This is a genomic window from Cryobacterium sandaracinum (assembly GCF_004403415.1).
Classification (GTDB): domain Bacteria; phylum Actinomycetota; class Actinomycetes; order Actinomycetales; family Microbacteriaceae; genus Cryobacterium; species Cryobacterium sandaracinum.
The window spans coordinates 1-15,209 of sequence record NZ_SOGO01000016.1 but is presented as its reverse complement, the minus strand read 5'-3'; the positions used below and the strand labels follow the sequence as shown (position 1 = coordinate 15,209).

The following is a 15,209-nucleotide window of genomic DNA, read 5'->3' as shown; positions in this document are numbered from 1 at the left end:
TATCCGCTGTGCATAACTATGTGAATAACCTTGTGGAGAACCTGTGAATAAGCGCTTGGGGGGCGAGATGTCAGGGACTATTACCGTTCCAGCCGCGACTGTCGCCGCCAAGTTCCTCGAACTTTCAAATGAGGATGGCGTTCCTGTCTCCAATCTGAAGCTCCAGAAATTGGTGTGCCTTACTCAGAGCCTGAGCCTCTTTCGGCTTGGCAGACCCGCGTTCCGAGAGGACGTTCAAGCGTGGGTTAACGGCCCCGTGGTGAAACCCTTGTATGGCCTGTACAAGAAGTATGGAGATGGGCCGATCATTGTGGCAGACAGGGGCCGATTCAGCCACCAGCCGGTATCCTCGCACCTGCTTGATTCAATCGATGAGGTGTGGCGAATCGCTGGACCGCTATCCGCGGCTAGCCTTTGGACAGTCACTCATTCCGTTGGACCGTGGGAGGCATTCTTCAAGCCGCGTGTATCGAATATCGTCATTCCCACACAGGACATTGCCGTCGCCTGGCCGCAATACAAGCGCAAGGCGAAACAGCTTCGTGGCCTACGTGAACGTGCTTTGTCGCTTGAGGATGCATACGAAATGATCGTCTCCAACGGGACAGATGCAAATACAGACCCCGCAGACGCGCCCGTTATCGGCTCGGGTCAGCTCGGATATCGCACGGCCGCGGATTATGAATACGCAATGACGACCTTCACGCCGACGCGCGCGCGCGCCAAAGGTGCCTAGTCCGGATACGAATCAGGACCCCGGCAGGATCCTGATCGTATTCGACGTTAACATCTATCTGGATGCGGCTCGGGTGCTGGGCGAACCGTTCTCATGGGAGAAGCTCATCGCATTCGCCGTTGAGGCCGCCAAGTCGCCAGTTCCGCACCCTTCGGACCCCGCTTTTGACAGCGTCCGCGCACTGGTCAGCGTAACTCCCGGCGTGCATCCCGATGGGCGCAGGCTAGAAGTATGGACAAGCGATCATGTCGACCGACTCGTAGGGTTCAAAGCGAGCCAGCCGAACAACAGGCACCTAGACAATGAGTCCCGCGGGCTTGGCTGGTCCGTTGCGAGCGCCCAAGACCTGTTGGAGGACCTTGTTGGAGACTTGGTTTGGGACAAGACCGAAGGTGGAACCGTCGGAGATGTGCAAATTTCATACGGAACTCCTCCACTCAGCCACGAGGACGGATGCGTATACGCCACAGTCCGCGACGCCGGTGTCGAAGGCCAGTATTACGAACGATTCTGTATCACCAGGGACAAGGAATTCCTCAGCTCGGCATTGCCTGGCGACATCTCGGTCCAACACCCTGCAACCTGGTTGGCGTCGATCCGGAGGGCTAGCCGAACTCGGCTGATGCCCGTGCCCCGCTTTGCCGAGGATCCAGAAGTGTCCGCAGTCGGTATGTGACTCCAGGTCTTTGAGATCAAGGGAAGTGCTGCCGAGGTCAAGCGCTCCGGCGCCCTTGCGAGAAGTCAGTCCATATTTACGTCATGATGCGTATGCATCATCGGCGGCGGCAGTGAAGCGGCCGGCGTTACCGGTCTGGGCTTCGTGAATGGCACGGGCGACGGATTCCGGGTCGAACGGGACAGGGCAGCCACTCTCGACCCAGCCCCAATACGGGTGCTTGTCCAAGAAGGCGTCCACTTTTCCAATCGTTCCCAGGATCACATGCGCATCCCCCAACGCCAGCCCCGATTTCCACAGGTAGTGGTCCCCGCTGAGTCGCCCGTCTCGCGTGACAAGGCTGAAGCGGCCAGGTGCCCACTCGGCCAAGATGCCGTCCTCAGGGCGACTGCCGTGCAATAGCGGGTTGCGGTAGTCGTTGGCGAGGCGCTTCAAATCGGAGAGAATTTGATTTGTCTCTGGCTCGGTGACGTCGTTGTACGCGATGGAGAATTGATCTGCCCATCGTGAGCCAAGCAGGTTAACCAACCGGAATTCCGGTTCGAGCGCTTTTCGCGAGAATCCACTCAGCAGAATAAGGACATGCTGTAAGTAGGAAAAATAGCCGGCGACGAGTGCGGTGGCCAGGTAGGCGATTTCGTGTTCGCGTCGCTGTGTCTGTCCGGCCGCCGCCATGAGCCTCTCGATCAAGACGATCGCGGATTCGGCGCTTCCACCTCCGGTCGGCGTAGTCGGGGAATCGGTAGACACTTCAGCGTGTGCGACGAGTGCATCGTCCAGTTTGCTTGTGAAGTAGTTAACCATTCCTCGGTAGCGCTCGTACTGGTTTTGGACACGCGCCGCGCCTCTGTCGATCTGCGCCGTGATTGCGGGGGCAACGACCTTGCTATTGAGAAAATGGACAGCTTTCGTCAACCTTTCCTCGATTCTCGCGCCTAGCTCGTCGGTGTCGGCGCCCTCTTGGGAGTGCATATCGATACGGACTCCGAGGTTTGTGTGGCGCATCCGGCAGTCGACACCGTCAAATGAGAAAGAAACTGACCAACGCGTTTTTTCGAACCAAGGATCGGCGATCCCGCCGGCGGCCAGGAGGACAATCTCTGCAAGCTCTGACACGTCGACGAGCGGACTGGAAGGGCGGAACATTGGCGATGAGTACGGCACGTCACCAATCGGGCCTGCGAAGTCACGGAGGAGTGTCTGATTGAGCCGTTTCACCGCCGCCCCGAGCGCTGTCACTAGCGTGTTATCGGCATTGGGAGCGCCGGCAGGCGATAGTCCGGAATTCATACCGTTGAGCTTAGGTCGCTGTCGCGTCTGGCATGTGGACAGGGGAATGAGTAACCCAGCGATCGAGCGAAAACTCTGTGTCCGACGTCTTAGCCGATCGAATTCGTCTGCGCACGATGTTTGGGGAAATCGATAGTCATCTGGGTTGAGGCCCCGATGGAAGTTCACACACGGGGCGCAAGGGCGCATCTGGCCTACTCGAACTGACATCCCAGCGGCCGTAGCGTGCTTGGCCTCGTGTGCCTGCCGGCGAGTCGTCGACGGGCGCGAGCGATTCCGCCACGGTGACCCGGCTCATAGCCCTGCGACTGCTAGGCTCGCGCACACGTGAGATCGACGGGGGAATGTGAATGGCCAGATGGGCCGACTATCAGATGATCACGACGATCGCAGCCAAGATCGGCGGACCGAGAATTCTGGCCCTGGCCGTGGCTGGAACGGGAGCCCTCCTTTACAAGGGCGGGGAGGTTGGCGTCAAGTTCACCGTCAGGAAGGCCAAGGAAGCAAAGAAGAAATTCGATGCCCGTGCCCAGGAAGCAGCCGAGAGCCACCTCTTCAGTGTCACCGCAGACGTCCAAGCAGGCGGCGGGCTGACGCTCCGCGCAGGCGATGAGTTCCGCGTCCTTGCCCGAGACGCCGACGCGATCCTGATTCGGGTCCTCGGCGATGCCACGACCCCCTACTATATGTCGGGCGAACTCCTGGCGTCGGTGTCGGACTTCTCGTTCGACGGCGAGTAGTCAGCGAGCTTCCGGTGCCAACCCTCGAGTGGGCTACCCCCGTCGTCGGTATGCCCGATAATCGGGCGATGACGCTGATCATATCCATGGGCCTTTTCCTCCGAGGCTCGTCGTCGCGTGCGCACGACCGGGTTCGTGAGAGCGCTCAGGTAGCCCTGTGAATTTGGACGAGCATGCACTCGCCAGCTTGACTCGCGTGACCCGACTTGTGACCTTGATGCAACCTCTCAACTACTTCGTTCTGTACGACGACGCAACTTCGACGAGTCAAGGTCCCGCGCGGTACTCGTCTCTAGACGAACATCTGGAACCGGCATTGGTCGGGCTGTTGTTCGCTTTGCATTTGCCTCGGCATCGGCAGGACCCAATCGATACGTCTCTCGAGGAGCTTTCGAAAGCCCGAGGACTGGAACAGCGTCCCAACATCTACATATGCTCGGTTCGTGAATTCGAGGAAGGTGCCCTACCAGTCGACAACAGAACACTAGCGATTTGCCCTCCGGAGCACCTCGAGGACGTCAAAGAGCGCTGCTCAACAATGCAGTTCCTGCTTCCGCCGCTTTCCTTTACTGAATTGACGACCGACGTGCTGAGGACCGTGTGGGACCAGATCGCGAGTCTCACCGTGCCGACTGAGAATCTGCGGACGGCAAACCAGCAGTTCGTGCCCTTCGATCTATCCGCTATCGAGGTGCCCAACGGTTTCCTCCGTTACCAGTTGACGGATCAATCGGTGGAAACAACCGACAGAACGGCGGTAGAACGCATCGAAGACTCACTGCACCTGCGTGCACTAATCTCGAGCCTGGGCGCGCTTGAGTCGGCTGGAGCCACAGAGGAATCCGCTGCTCGCGATCTTCCCAAGGAGTACAGAAAACGAGCGCAGAGCCTACGCCTGCCGGTGGCAATGGCAGCTCCGGGTGTGTCCCCTTCGGAGATCGGCGCGGTCGCAAGTCGACTGGGGTGTTCTCGCTAAGCACTGCGAGGTCTGGACCGTCGCCGCGAGAGTGAGCGTCAAGCCGTCGAGGTGCTCGTGACAAGCGCGGCCACGCGACGGAGCGGTGTTGGAATTGCCCTCAGCGAGATTCCGACTGAGGCGTTCGTAGCTCTCTCCAATCTGGAACGACATTGGTCGACCGGGGCACAGCCAGCAAAGGTGCGACGGCTAATGCAAACCCTTAACAATGCCGCCTCGGGCATCTGGACCGATGATGTCAAACTGGCGGTCTCTAAGGCGTCCGCGTTGATTACCTTTTCCAACTTTCCCGTTGGCCTTCTGACACTTCCGGGTGACACGTCGCCGCTCGTATATCGCCTACCTGTTACGCACCGTCCACTCGCGCCACTCACCGCGGCGTTGCGCTTCGAGTTCGGGCCGACCCCAAGAATCGATCTCTCCAGCGGGTTTCGAGTTCTCGTCGCCGAGTGTGTGGGCCCCGACGATCCTGTCGGTCGACTCTCTCGATCAGGTTGGGATATGGCAGAGGAAATGCTGAAGTCGTCACCATCGAAGGTCATCATGACCAGAGTTGACGTCGCCTCCGCAGCCGACCTGAACGCGGCGATCGACAGTCACGAGCCGGACGTGCTTGTGATCAGTGCCCACGGCGCCGAGGTCGATGGTGTGGCCGGCTTGCGCGTAGGAAAGGACTTCTACGCTGGAAGTGGTCAGCGACTTTGGCCGCCGGTAGTCATCTTGAGCGCTTGCCGTGTGGCGCCGAGAGGGGCGGGCGGTCCGAACATCGCGGACAGGATTCTTGAACAGGGCGCCGTGGCGGTTCTCGCGACCCACGTGGAAGTGGATGTCAGGCACAATGCCCTGCTCTGTCTTCGGCTGTTCTTGTATATGGCCCTCGCCGTCGAGGGCGCAGAACCGGAAGAGGACTTACTCTCAGTCTGGCATCGCGTACAGGGATCCAGCCCGATTGCGGACGTGATGAACGGCATCGGGCCACTCGAGCGTTGGATGCAAACCGTTGGTGCGGAGGGTGTGCCGCGTTTTGTGCAGTTCATGACGGAAGCGAATCGCGGTCGCCTCCGCCGGACTCATGCGTTCGACGATACTGAGCGCTTTCTTATCGAGTTGGCCGCTGAGACTGGCGACAGTGCCTCACTGCAGCAGTGGCTGTCGAGTCCGGGCTATCTGCCCGAGTCGGCCTTCTACTCGATGGCTGGGCTCCCTGAGAACGTGCTCTTCAAGAGGAGACCGGTTCTTTCGCTACCCCCTTTGCCGCGGTCACGAGCCGTTGTTAGCGGCCGCGCTTGAGCGCGCTTTCTGGCCAGGCGGTGGCTGATTAGATGGCGCTGTTTTGTCGTGCGGAGGATTATTCGCACACGGGCGGAGGATGTGCTGGAATCGGCTGGTTAGGCGCCCAGTCAGGTCAAGGGCTTCCGAGTTCTAGGAACAACCCGCCACAGAAAACCCTCTGCAGCCCTGTGTTTCACTGGGACTCAGGGGGTTTTTTCTCGCCGGGATTTCCCCAGCGGTAACGCAGCGGTAACGGAACATCTGTGAGCGGGTGTGAGCAAGTGCGAGTTGAGGCATGCGGTGGATGGTGACGCACGTGACTGCCGGGTGGCCCGCACCTTCCTGGCGACGATCTCCATGGTGCGCTGTGGCGGCTCGAGAGCAGTCGAATCGACGTCCTCGCATCGGTCACGGCGAGCCCGGTGCGCTGCCGGTGAGCGCGGGGGGATACGCGTCCTCGACACGCCCGACGTGTCTGGGAATAAGCTGTGTGGCCGCTATCTCCGAAATGCACATATACACATTCACCCTCGCCGGTACGTGTACGTGTACGTGTCCGGAAGCGGTGCGACCCATACGAGACAGGGGAGCGGGCATATCCAGCTTCAACGGTCGTACACATTCTCGCGGCGACAACCCAAGTTCAGGACCCCCCCCCGGGCGCGCACAGATTCAAGGGAGTTGGGAGGAGAGTGCACATCTGTACACATACTTATCGTGGGCGCGAGCAGAGTCGCTAGGATTGTCGATCCGGCGGTACAAACGGCAGAAGCGGTCCGTCCACCCGAGATCCGCGTAAATCCGCGGAGGTTAAGGGAAATTCGCAGGGTTTTCGATTTTTCAAAAGCGGTACATCGCCGGTGCTTTTCCGGAGGGCTCGCGCCTGACGCACGACGACCGCCACGTCTGAACGCATGATGTGCTAACAAACTGCTCTTAAGGCAGGGAGCCGGAGCCACCGGAACTTAGTCGCACTATCAGAGGCGAGTGCCGTCGTTCTTGTTCCAATCTGGAGGCCACTCCTCGCGCGCAGCGTCCACCCACTCCGGTGACCTGTCTGGCCAACCTGTCGGCAGTGTGTCCCTTTGAACGTAGTAATGGCTTCGGTGCTCCGCGCCGCCCGTCCCCAGCACAGCTCCCCCAGGAGTGCGGCGCCAGGCGCGCCATACTTGTCCTCGCTCGGCGGTCTCGACCACGAATCGAAGATCAAGTCCGCCAAAAAGCACTTCGCCGCGATCGGCATCGACGACTACGCAAAGTCGAGCCCGGAGAATTGGAATCTGTGATGCATATGCGCCGGCGTCGATCGATTTGAAGGGTGATTCCCCGCTAGCTGTTTGCATAGTCATTGCCGGTTTGCTGCCCGAGTAACCAGAGACGGGCCTCCGCGAATTTCCCTGTTCTGATGTGCTCAAGACTCGTTGCCAGAATCAAACGTTGCCAGCGGAGCGCTACCGGGATTGAAGCTCAGGTTGGGCGATCCTCATGCCAATCTGGGTACACCCCAACGGGACGTCAGGTGCACCTTCCGATGCCGTCCGGATAGGGTCTGATTCGCGATGGTTGGCAGCCCTGATCGCTCGGTCTAAGAGGTGGTTGTTTTTCTGCGTGGCCTAGCGGCCGAGTAATCGGTTCCTGGGAGCCCGCGATTGCAGGCGAGTCGGGTTGTGGGCGTCGCGAGAATCCATCGATCTGGCGGATGCCGCATTGGACTGGGTCGTGTCGTCGACGCGCTTAGATGAGTACGATCTCGAGCGGCGTGCGCGCACAGGGCACCCGCTCGGCGTTGCGATACCCGTCACTGCGTAGCGATTCCCCGGTTGCTAGGCGGCGGTTCGACGACACCACGACTCGGCCGGCGCTATTGATGATGGTGATGGCGGAACCGAGCGCTGCGAGTTGGGGCGTGAGATCGCGCTCGACGGTGTCGATGAGTAGGTCGAGTCCACTGACGCCGACGAATTCGTCGTCGATTCGCACCGGTGCGGCCACAGTGATCGTGTACTCATCGCTGCACAGGTAGTCGACATAGGGCCCCGCGACGTGGGCTTGGTTGGTGAGCATGGGAACCCGATACCACTCGAGTTCGCTGTAGTCGATGTTGCCCTTGTTGATCGCCTGGTTGGCTAGGGTCAGTCGGGCACGCTGTGGTCCCTGCCACCAGGCGAGGTGGCTGGGAGCGTCGGCGAGTGAGTCGTGGGCGGCGATGAAGCCCGCGCCGTAGACGGAGATGCCGGGAGTGTCGAGGGTTTGGCGGGCGTAGGGCGCCACTAACTCGTCGAGTCGCGATGTGGTGATCGGCCCGGTGCGCCGCGCCGCGGCGATGTCGACCGCAATGTCGAGCTGCCAAGCCTCCAGTGCATCGAGGGCGTCGGCGAAGTAGTCATCGACGGCTGCGACCGCTCGGGATGCGACCGTGGTGACTTCTGCCGTCATGGCAACCTCCTCGTTGCGAGTCGCGCCAGGGTGCGGATCCTGGGCGACTGGGTTATACAGTACCGGGGGAGAGCCCGCGCAGTCACGACCTGGCCAGTTCCGCCTGGCGGTCGATCAGTCGGTCCATGGCATCCGCGATCGATTCACGCACTTGGCGGGTCGCAGTAGCGGAGTCCGCGGCGGAGACGGCGTCGAGGACAGCGAGGAGTTGGCTGCGGCTGCGATCGCGATCGGCTTCGGATGCGTCGACGAGTGCGAGGAACGGCGAGAACTCCGCCTGCAGGCGCATTTGCTCGCGGGTGAGCCTGGCCGACTGGCTGAGCGCTGAGATCTCGAGGTGTGCGTCGTCGGCCAGTCGCCGCCATGTGAGCGGGTCGTTGCCGGTGTAGCGATCGAGCCGGCTGCGGATGCGCAAGACCTCGCTCGGATCGGCCCGTTGGGCGGCTAGGCCAACGCAGGCGCCCGTGACAGCGAGGTAGTGGGCGGCGAGGTCGCGGAGAGCGACCCGTGACATATCGCGAAGGGCTCGCAGGGCGAATTCGGCGGCGTCGGCAGTTTCGACGACGAAACTGCCGCCATTGCGTCCGCGTCGGGTGACGACGAGGTGACGTTCGCGCAGGGACTGTAGCGCCTCGCGAGCGGTTACCGGCGCGACGCCGAACAGTTTGGCCAACTCGGACTCGGCTGGGAGTTTCGTGCCGGGGGCCAGGACTCCGCCGGTGATCGCTTCGGCGATGCGGCGCTCCACCAGCGCCGCTCGCCCCGCGTCGCCGATGGGCTGGAACACGGCGCTCTGCAGACGTGAGGGCTCGCCCCGTCGGGAGGGCGTCGTCGTGGATGCGGGCACGGCCTCATTCTCCCTCACGCCGTGGGTGCCGCGACGGATGCGCCGCAAAGCAAAGTTAATCTGCTTGAAAAAAAACCTATGGAACTATAGGTTTATTCTCAACCTCTGAGACCACCGTCGTTCCAAGGAGTCATCGACCAATGACACAGTCTGGCCGCGCATTGCTGGAAGCAGCATCAGCGGCTTCCCCCACCCCCAAAGGCGTCAGCCTGCACGCCGTCACCAAGGTGTTCGGGGATGTCGTCGCCGTCGCAGAGCTCGACCTGGACGTTCACGCCGGGGAGTTCTTCTCCATGCTCGGGCCCTCCGGGTCAGGCAAGACCACGGTGCTGCGCATGATCGCCGGCTTCGAGGACGCCACGAGCGGCACCATCGAACTCGACGGCGTCGACGTCACCCGCATGGCCCCGTTCGACCGCAATGTGAACACGGTCTTCCAGGACTACGCGCTGTTCCCCCACCTGACGATCGCCGAGAATGTCGGCTATGGGCTGCGGGTGCGCAAGATGGGCAAGTCCGAAACGGCGGAACGGGTCGAGCGGGCCCTGCAGCAGGTACGTCTCGCGCACACCGCCGACCGCCTGCCCCACCAGCTCTCCGGCGGGCAGCGGCAGCGCATCGCGCTGGCCCGCGCACTCATCCTGCAACCCAGCGTGCTCCTGCTGGACGAGCCGCTCGGCGCTCTCGACAAGCAGCTGCGCGAAGAGATGCAGGTCGAGCTCAAGCAGATCCAGCGCGAGGTTGGTATCACCTTCATCTTCGTCACTCACGATCAGGAAGAGGCCCTCACCCTGAGCGACCGCGTCGCCGTGTTTAACAACGGCCGCATCGAACAGGTCGGTACGCCCAACGAGGTCTACGAATTTCCTCAGACCGCGTTCGTGGCCGGATTCCTGGGGATCTCGAACCTCATCGCCCCGGCCCACGCCAGCGTCATCAGCGGAATCGACAAGCTCATCAGCGTGCGCCCGGAACGGGTTCGACTCGCCGATGTGGCATCCGTCGTCGCCGCCGACGAGACCTCCGTGCTCGGCACCGTCTACGAAACCGTCTACACCGGCCCGGCAACGCGGTACATCGTCGAGACCGCCTCCGGCCTGCGCCTCACCGCCGAACGCCACAACGACCACCACCCCACAGCGGCGGCCGCCTTCGGCCGCGGAGACGCCGTGCGGGCCATTTGGAAGACCGACCACGTGTCCATCGTCCCCTGAGCCGACTACGACCCTCACGACGCACCATCCCTGCACCACGAATCACTAGGAGAGTTCCATGAAGAAGAAGTACATGCTGCTTCCCGCGATGGTGGCAGCGGCAACGCTGGTGCTCGTCGGCTGTAGCGGCACCGGCGACACGGCGACCGGCGACACGTCGGCCGGCGGCCTCAGTATCGACGTTCCCAACGTGCCCATGATGGACAAGCTCGGTAAGGCCGAGGGCGAGGTGAACATCGTCGCGTGGAGCGGATTCGTTGAGCCGGCATGGTCCGACGAGTTCACCGCAGAGACCGGATGCGTCGTCAACCGTCGTGTCGCCGGCACGAGCGACGAGATGGTCACGCTCATGCGCACCGGAGACTACGACCTCGTGTCGGCCTCCGGCGACGCGAGCCTGCGTCTGATCGCCGGTGGGGACGTCGCGCCGATCAACGTCGACCTGATCCCCAACTTCGGCGATGACATCGTCGAGGGAATGCAGGGCCAGATCTACGACACGATCAACGGCAAGAGCTACGGCGTTCCGATCGGCCGCGGTGCGAACATTCTGCAGTACAACAGCGAGATCGTCACCGAAGCGCCCACCAGCTGGGACGTCGTCTGGGAGGAAGACAGCCCCTATGCCGGCGAGATCATCGCCTATGACGCCCCGATCTACATCGCCGACGCAGCCGTCTACCTGATGACGCACGAACCCGATCTGGGCATCACCAACCCGTACGCGCTCGACCAGAAGCAGCTTGACGCCGCCATCGAGCTGCTCAAGACGCAGAACGGAATCGTCAGCGAGTACTGGGCCGACCCGGTCGCCCAGATCACCTCGTACGCCGGTGGAACGTCAGTCGTGGGCACCTCGTGGGAGATCCTGCGCAAGCTCACCGAGGACGAGAAGTTCAAGAGCGTGCTGCCCGAAGAGGGCTCCACCGGCTGGTCGGACGCCTGGATGATCTCCGCCGAGTCGAAGAACCCCAACTGCGGCTACCTGTGGATGGACTACACCAGCTCCGCCGAGGTCAACGGCGCGATCGCGATGGGCTTCGGCATGGCCCCGGCCAATGGCGCCTTCTGCGAGACCAGCGATGAGGCCGCAGCGCACTGCGAGTACTTCCACGCCACCGACGAGGAGTACTTCGAGAACGTCTGGTTCTGGACCACTCCACTCGAGCAGTGCATCGACGGACGCACCGACGTCATCTGCACCAACTTCCAGCAGTGGACGGATGCCTGGCTCACCGTCAAGAGCTAGTCACCTTCCGGTGGGGTCCCGACCGGGGCCCCACCGGCCCCCATCCGCATCCGCAAGCATCTAAGGAATCACCGTGACCAGCACAGTGCCCCGCGTCACGCCAGCCGAGCCAGGCCGCGTCCCGACACCCGGCCCGGGCCGGGTCCAGCCCGCCGGCAGCAAGCCCCTCTCGACCCGGCTCCACCGCAGCCCCCGGCTCCGGCTTCTCGGGCTGCTGGCCCTGCCCCTGACCTGGCTCGTCGGCGTCTACATCTTCTCCCTCGTGATGCTCCTGATCACCGCGTTCTGGCGCACCGACCCGTTCACCTCCAAGGTCATCCCGGGTTTCACCCTCGACAACTTCTTCCGGCTGGTCGAAAACCCCGCCTACCTCTCGACCTCGCTGCGAACACTGTCGATCGCGCTGCTGGTGACCCTGCTCAGCGTCGTATTCTCCATCCCGCTGGGCATCTTCATGGCCAAGGTGGCCTCGCCTTGGCTGCGTGCCTTCCTGGCCGTCGCCATCACTCTTCCACTCTGGGCGGGCTACCTGGTGAAGATCCTCGCCATGCGCATCACGTTCACCGAGAACGGCTTCTTCAACTCGGCCCTCGAACCCTTCGGCATCAGCGGTCCCGGATTCAGCTACACGACCGTGGTCCTCACCCTCACCTACCTCTGGTTCCCCTACATGGCGCTGCCTGTCTATACGGCGGTGCGCCAGATCCCGGCAAACCTCTTCGACGCCTCGGCCGATCTGGGCGCCCGAAGCTGGACCACCATCCGCACGGTCGTCGTTCCCCTTCTCAAGCCCGCCATTATCGCCGGCTCGATCTTCACCTTCTCGCTCAGCCTCGGCGACTATATCGCTGCGAAGTTCGTGGGCGGGACTACCCAGATGATAGGCAGCGTCATCGCCTCGAACATCAACCTCAACCCGCCAATCGCGGCCGCCTTCTCGGTCGTTCCCATCGTTTTCGTGCTGGTCTACCTGTTCGCCGTTCGCAAGTCCGGCGCACTGGACCGGATGTAGGAACCCGCCATGCTGAGACTCACCCGCGGAGCCAAGATCGGCCTCGGCGCCATCGTCGCCGTCGTGCTCGTGTTCATGTACATCCCCCTTTCCCTCGTCGTACTCAACTCGTTCAACGTCGCCCGGATCGCCACCTGGCCGGTGACGGACTTCTCGCTCAACTGGTGGGTGATCGCCTTCACCAGCGAGCCCATCCGTGCAGCCCTGCTCAACTCTGTCGTTGTCGGCCTCGGCGCCACCGCGATGGCACTGGTGCTCGGCACGCTCACCGCATTCGCGCTGCAGCGCTACAGCTTCTTCGGCAAGCAGACTGTCAACCTGCTCGTCGTGCTCCCCATCGCACTGCCCGGAATCGTCACCGGTGTGGCCCTGAGCAACACCTACAACAACCTCCTCGAACCCATCGGCATCCAGATCGGGTACTTCGGCATGATCGTGGCCCACGCCACCTTCTGCATGGTCATGGTCTTCAACAACGTACTCGCCCGACTGCGGCGAATGAGCCCGAACCTGCAGGAGGCCTCGATGGACCTCGGGGCCGGGCTCTGGCAGACCTTCAGAATCATCACCTTCCCCCAATTTCGCACCGCCTTCGTCGCCGGCGGCCTATTGGCGTTCGCCCTCAGTTTCGACGAGGTCGTGGTGACCATCTTCACGGCACCGCCGGGAGTAGACACGCTGCCGCTGTGGATCATGAACCAGATGGCCCGCCCCAACGAGGCCAGCGTTGTCAACGTTGTCGCCACCGTCATAATCCTTGCTTCGTTCATCCCCGTCTACGTGTCGCAGCGGCTCTCGCGCGCTGAAGAAGAAGACTGACCCCTCGACCCGGTCCAGAGCCGTTTCTTCCCGGCGCTCTGTGGCGGCGTTCCGTGATCGCTATTTGGTGGCGTCGCTTGTCAGGGTCTGGTCGGCGGATTGATCTGACAGTAATCCCAGGGCGCGCGCGGCGGTAGAAGGTCGCTCGGGACATTCCGTGGTCGAGCGCAACCTGCGCCGTTGTCTCGCCACCTTCTATAAGTCGGCGGGCGTTGCGAATTTGGCTGTCAGTGATGAGCTGCGGGCGGCCGCCCAGATCCTTGCCGGCGTCGCGGCGCTTGTTGATCGAGTCGACCACACGCTCTCGCTTGATTTCGTGTTCCATCTGACCGAGTGCCGCCATCATGGATCCCATCGGTGTGGCCGTATCGACATCGCCGCCGCCCAAGTTCAGTACGCGAAGGCCGGCACCTCGCCCGCGGAGCTCTTCGGCGAAAGCGAGCATGGTCTGCGTCGATCGGCCCAGCCGGTCCAGAGTCGTGATGACGAGCGTGTCGCCGACCTCGAGAGCGTCGCGCGCACGGTCGAAGTGGGGCCGTGATACTCGAGCGCCGGAGACCCCGTGGTCGACGTAGAGGTCGTCACGCCGGACGCTCGCCGCCAAGATGTCGACCTGTTGCCGGTCGGTGGATTGTTGGCGCGTCGATACTCGCGCGTAGCCGATCAGCTTCGTCACTCTGCTCCTGGTTGTTCATAACTAACGGTGAGTACCGTCATTCAATCAAGAGGTTATGCGACGTAGTTATGAGAATCGCCGCGCCGCGAGATTCCGGTGATCTGCAGAGACCCAAGAGGGGAGTCGTGAGACGTCCAATATCCCTAGGGATATAAGACACAACAGACCGTGCTCGAGCTCGTGCGTATGACGCCCCGTCCTCGGGGCCTAATATTGGGCGACTCGAACGGGCGCCGGCATATTCAGGCAGTGTCAGAATCGCCTGACTCCGATAGCTCGCGCATTGAAGGTCCGTCTCTCGACACCTAGAAGACTTAGGTCCAACACATACGTCTGCGTCGGACAAGCGTTCTCCATGTCTCGTGTTTTCCACCCGTTTCGATGATCGTTCCGCTCCCGGTTATTGGACGCGCTGTTCATATCGATGTTCAGGTTTTCAGTGGTGGAATGGCGAGCGCTTGGGTCGTTCATTTCACGGCGATCACGGCCGGGCGCCGCTCCATGTGCCGCCAAGCTCCTCTTGACAGTGGACTCAACGTGACGAGCGTGTAGACAAACGCGACGATTCCAAATGCAAGCGATAGGCCGATCGTGTCGGCGGCGAGGCCGCCGAGCAGGGCGCCAAATGGTACGCCCGCCCAGGCACCGGCGTTGATCAGGCCGAACACCCTGCCGCGCATGTGTTCGGGTACGCGCTCGAGTTCCACCGCGCCGAGAATTGGGTTGATCGCCCCAGCCGCCAGGCCTGAGAGCACGGTCATTGCGACGAGCACGGGCAGCGGCGCACCGATAGCGAAGGCAGCGCTCGACGGGCCGCCGGCCAAGGCGAAACAGACCGCCAGGGTCACGCGGCGGGGCACACGGTGAGCGACGAATCCGAAGGCCACGTTGCCCACCAGAGCGCAACCGCCCATGACCGCCACCAGCAGACCGAGAGCGGCCGCGCCTCCCAGACGATCGTTCGCGTAGAGGGGCATCAGGGTCGAGCCGCGGGCGGCGTCGAGCAGGTTCGTGACCAATACGAGGCCCACGACCAAACGCATCAACGGGTCGTGGATGACGAAGCGGAATCCTTCAGCCAGGTCGGCCCAATAGGAGGAACGGGGAGCGCTGTCGCCGCTCAGCCTGACGGTGGCAGGGACGGCTGCCACGAACGTCCAGGTCAGCAGTGCTGAGACCGCGAACGTTGCCGCGTTGACGAAGAGGGCTGCGATCGGCCCCAGGAGCGCGACGAGCAGGCCGGCGATCGAGGCGCCGACCAGCTTA

The 15,209-nt window shown here is 62.2% G+C and carries 12 protein-coding genes and 1 pseudogene; 8 read left to right on the top strand and 5 right to left on the bottom strand.

Annotated features, from left to right (window positions below):
* Positions 1-43: 43 nt before the first annotated feature.
* On the top strand, positions 44-736 hold the full coding sequence (locus tag E3T25_RS04720; RefSeq protein WP_134372601.1) for a Panacea domain-containing protein: 693 nt from the start codon (positions 44-46) through the stop codon (positions 734-736).
* 757 nt (positions 737-1,493) lie between these two features.
* On the opposite strand, the gene E3T25_RS04715 is transcribed toward E3T25_RS04720, so the two are convergent.
* Complete coding sequence (locus tag E3T25_RS04715; protein WP_134372598.1) at positions 1,494-2,702, bottom strand: hypothetical protein; 1,209 nt, start codon at positions 2,700-2,702, stop codon at positions 1,494-1,496.
* 350 nt (positions 2,703-3,052) lie between these two features.
* Between E3T25_RS04715 and E3T25_RS04710 the strand changes: the two genes are divergently transcribed.
* The 3 genes from E3T25_RS04710 to E3T25_RS04700 all read left to right on the top strand — a co-directional run bounded on the left by E3T25_RS04710 (position 3,053) and on the right by E3T25_RS04700 (position 5,708).
* The gene (locus E3T25_RS04710; protein WP_134372595.1) at positions 3,053-3,442 is read left to right on the top strand and encodes a hypothetical protein; all 390 of its coding nucleotides are present in this window, start codon (positions 3,053-3,055) and stop codon (positions 3,440-3,442) included.
* A 157-nt stretch (positions 3,443-3,599) separates the two neighbouring features.
* Positions 3,600-4,418 carry a hypothetical protein gene (locus E3T25_RS04705; RefSeq protein ID WP_134372592.1) on the top strand — a complete coding sequence of 273 codons (819 nt, stop codon included), beginning with the start codon at positions 3,600-3,602 and terminating at the stop codon, positions 4,416-4,418.
* A gap of 192 nt (positions 4,419-4,610) precedes the next feature.
* A complete protein-coding gene (locus E3T25_RS04700; RefSeq protein ID WP_134372589.1) occupies positions 4,611-5,708 on the top strand; it encodes a hypothetical protein in 1,098 nt (365 codons plus the stop codon).
* A gap of 1,716 nt (positions 5,709-7,424) precedes the next feature.
* On the opposite strand, the gene E3T25_RS04695 is transcribed toward E3T25_RS04700, so the two are convergent.
* Positions 7,425-8,126, bottom strand: coding sequence for a cache domain-containing protein (locus tag E3T25_RS04695; RefSeq protein WP_134372586.1), 702 nt, complete (start codon positions 8,124-8,126; stop codon positions 7,425-7,427).
* A gap of 82 nt (positions 8,127-8,208) precedes the next feature.
* A complete protein-coding gene (locus E3T25_RS04690; RefSeq protein ID WP_241980628.1) occupies positions 8,209-8,973 on the bottom strand; it encodes a FadR/GntR family transcriptional regulator in 765 nt (254 codons plus the stop codon).
* Between the two features lie 140 nt (positions 8,974-9,113).
* On the opposite strand from E3T25_RS04690, the gene E3T25_RS04685 reads away from it, so the two are divergent.
* The 4 genes from E3T25_RS04685 to E3T25_RS04670 all read left to right on the top strand — a co-directional run bounded on the left by E3T25_RS04685 (position 9,114) and on the right by E3T25_RS04670 (position 13,267).
* A complete protein-coding gene (locus E3T25_RS04685; protein WP_134372583.1) occupies positions 9,114-10,187 on the top strand; it encodes an ABC transporter ATP-binding protein in 1,074 nt (357 codons plus the stop codon).
* 58 nt (positions 10,188-10,245) lie between these two features.
* On the top strand, positions 10,246-11,436 hold the full coding sequence (locus tag E3T25_RS04680) for an extracellular solute-binding protein (RefSeq protein WP_134372580.1): 1,191 nt from the start codon (positions 10,246-10,248) through the stop codon (positions 11,434-11,436).
* Between the two features lie 73 nt (positions 11,437-11,509).
* A complete protein-coding gene (locus E3T25_RS04675; protein ID WP_241980626.1) occupies positions 11,510-12,448 on the top strand; it encodes an ABC transporter permease in 939 nt (312 codons plus the stop codon).
* A gap of 9 nt (positions 12,449-12,457) precedes the next feature.
* Positions 12,458-13,267, top strand: coding sequence for an ABC transporter permease (locus E3T25_RS04670; RefSeq protein WP_134372577.1), 810 nt, complete (start codon positions 12,458-12,460; stop codon positions 13,265-13,267).
* A 121-nt stretch (positions 13,268-13,388) separates the two neighbouring features.
* On the opposite strand, the pseudogene E3T25_RS04665 reads toward E3T25_RS04670, so the two are convergent.
* Together E3T25_RS04665 and E3T25_RS04660 are read right to left on the bottom strand one after the other, a co-directional pair.
* Positions 13,389-13,943: pseudogene (locus E3T25_RS04665) on the bottom strand (recombinase family protein); the annotation flags it as partial.
* 467 nt (positions 13,944-14,410) lie between these two features.
* Positions 14,411-15,209, bottom strand: a 799-nt coding sequence (locus E3T25_RS04660) for an MFS transporter (protein WP_134372571.1), incomplete at its 5' end; no start/stop codon positions are given.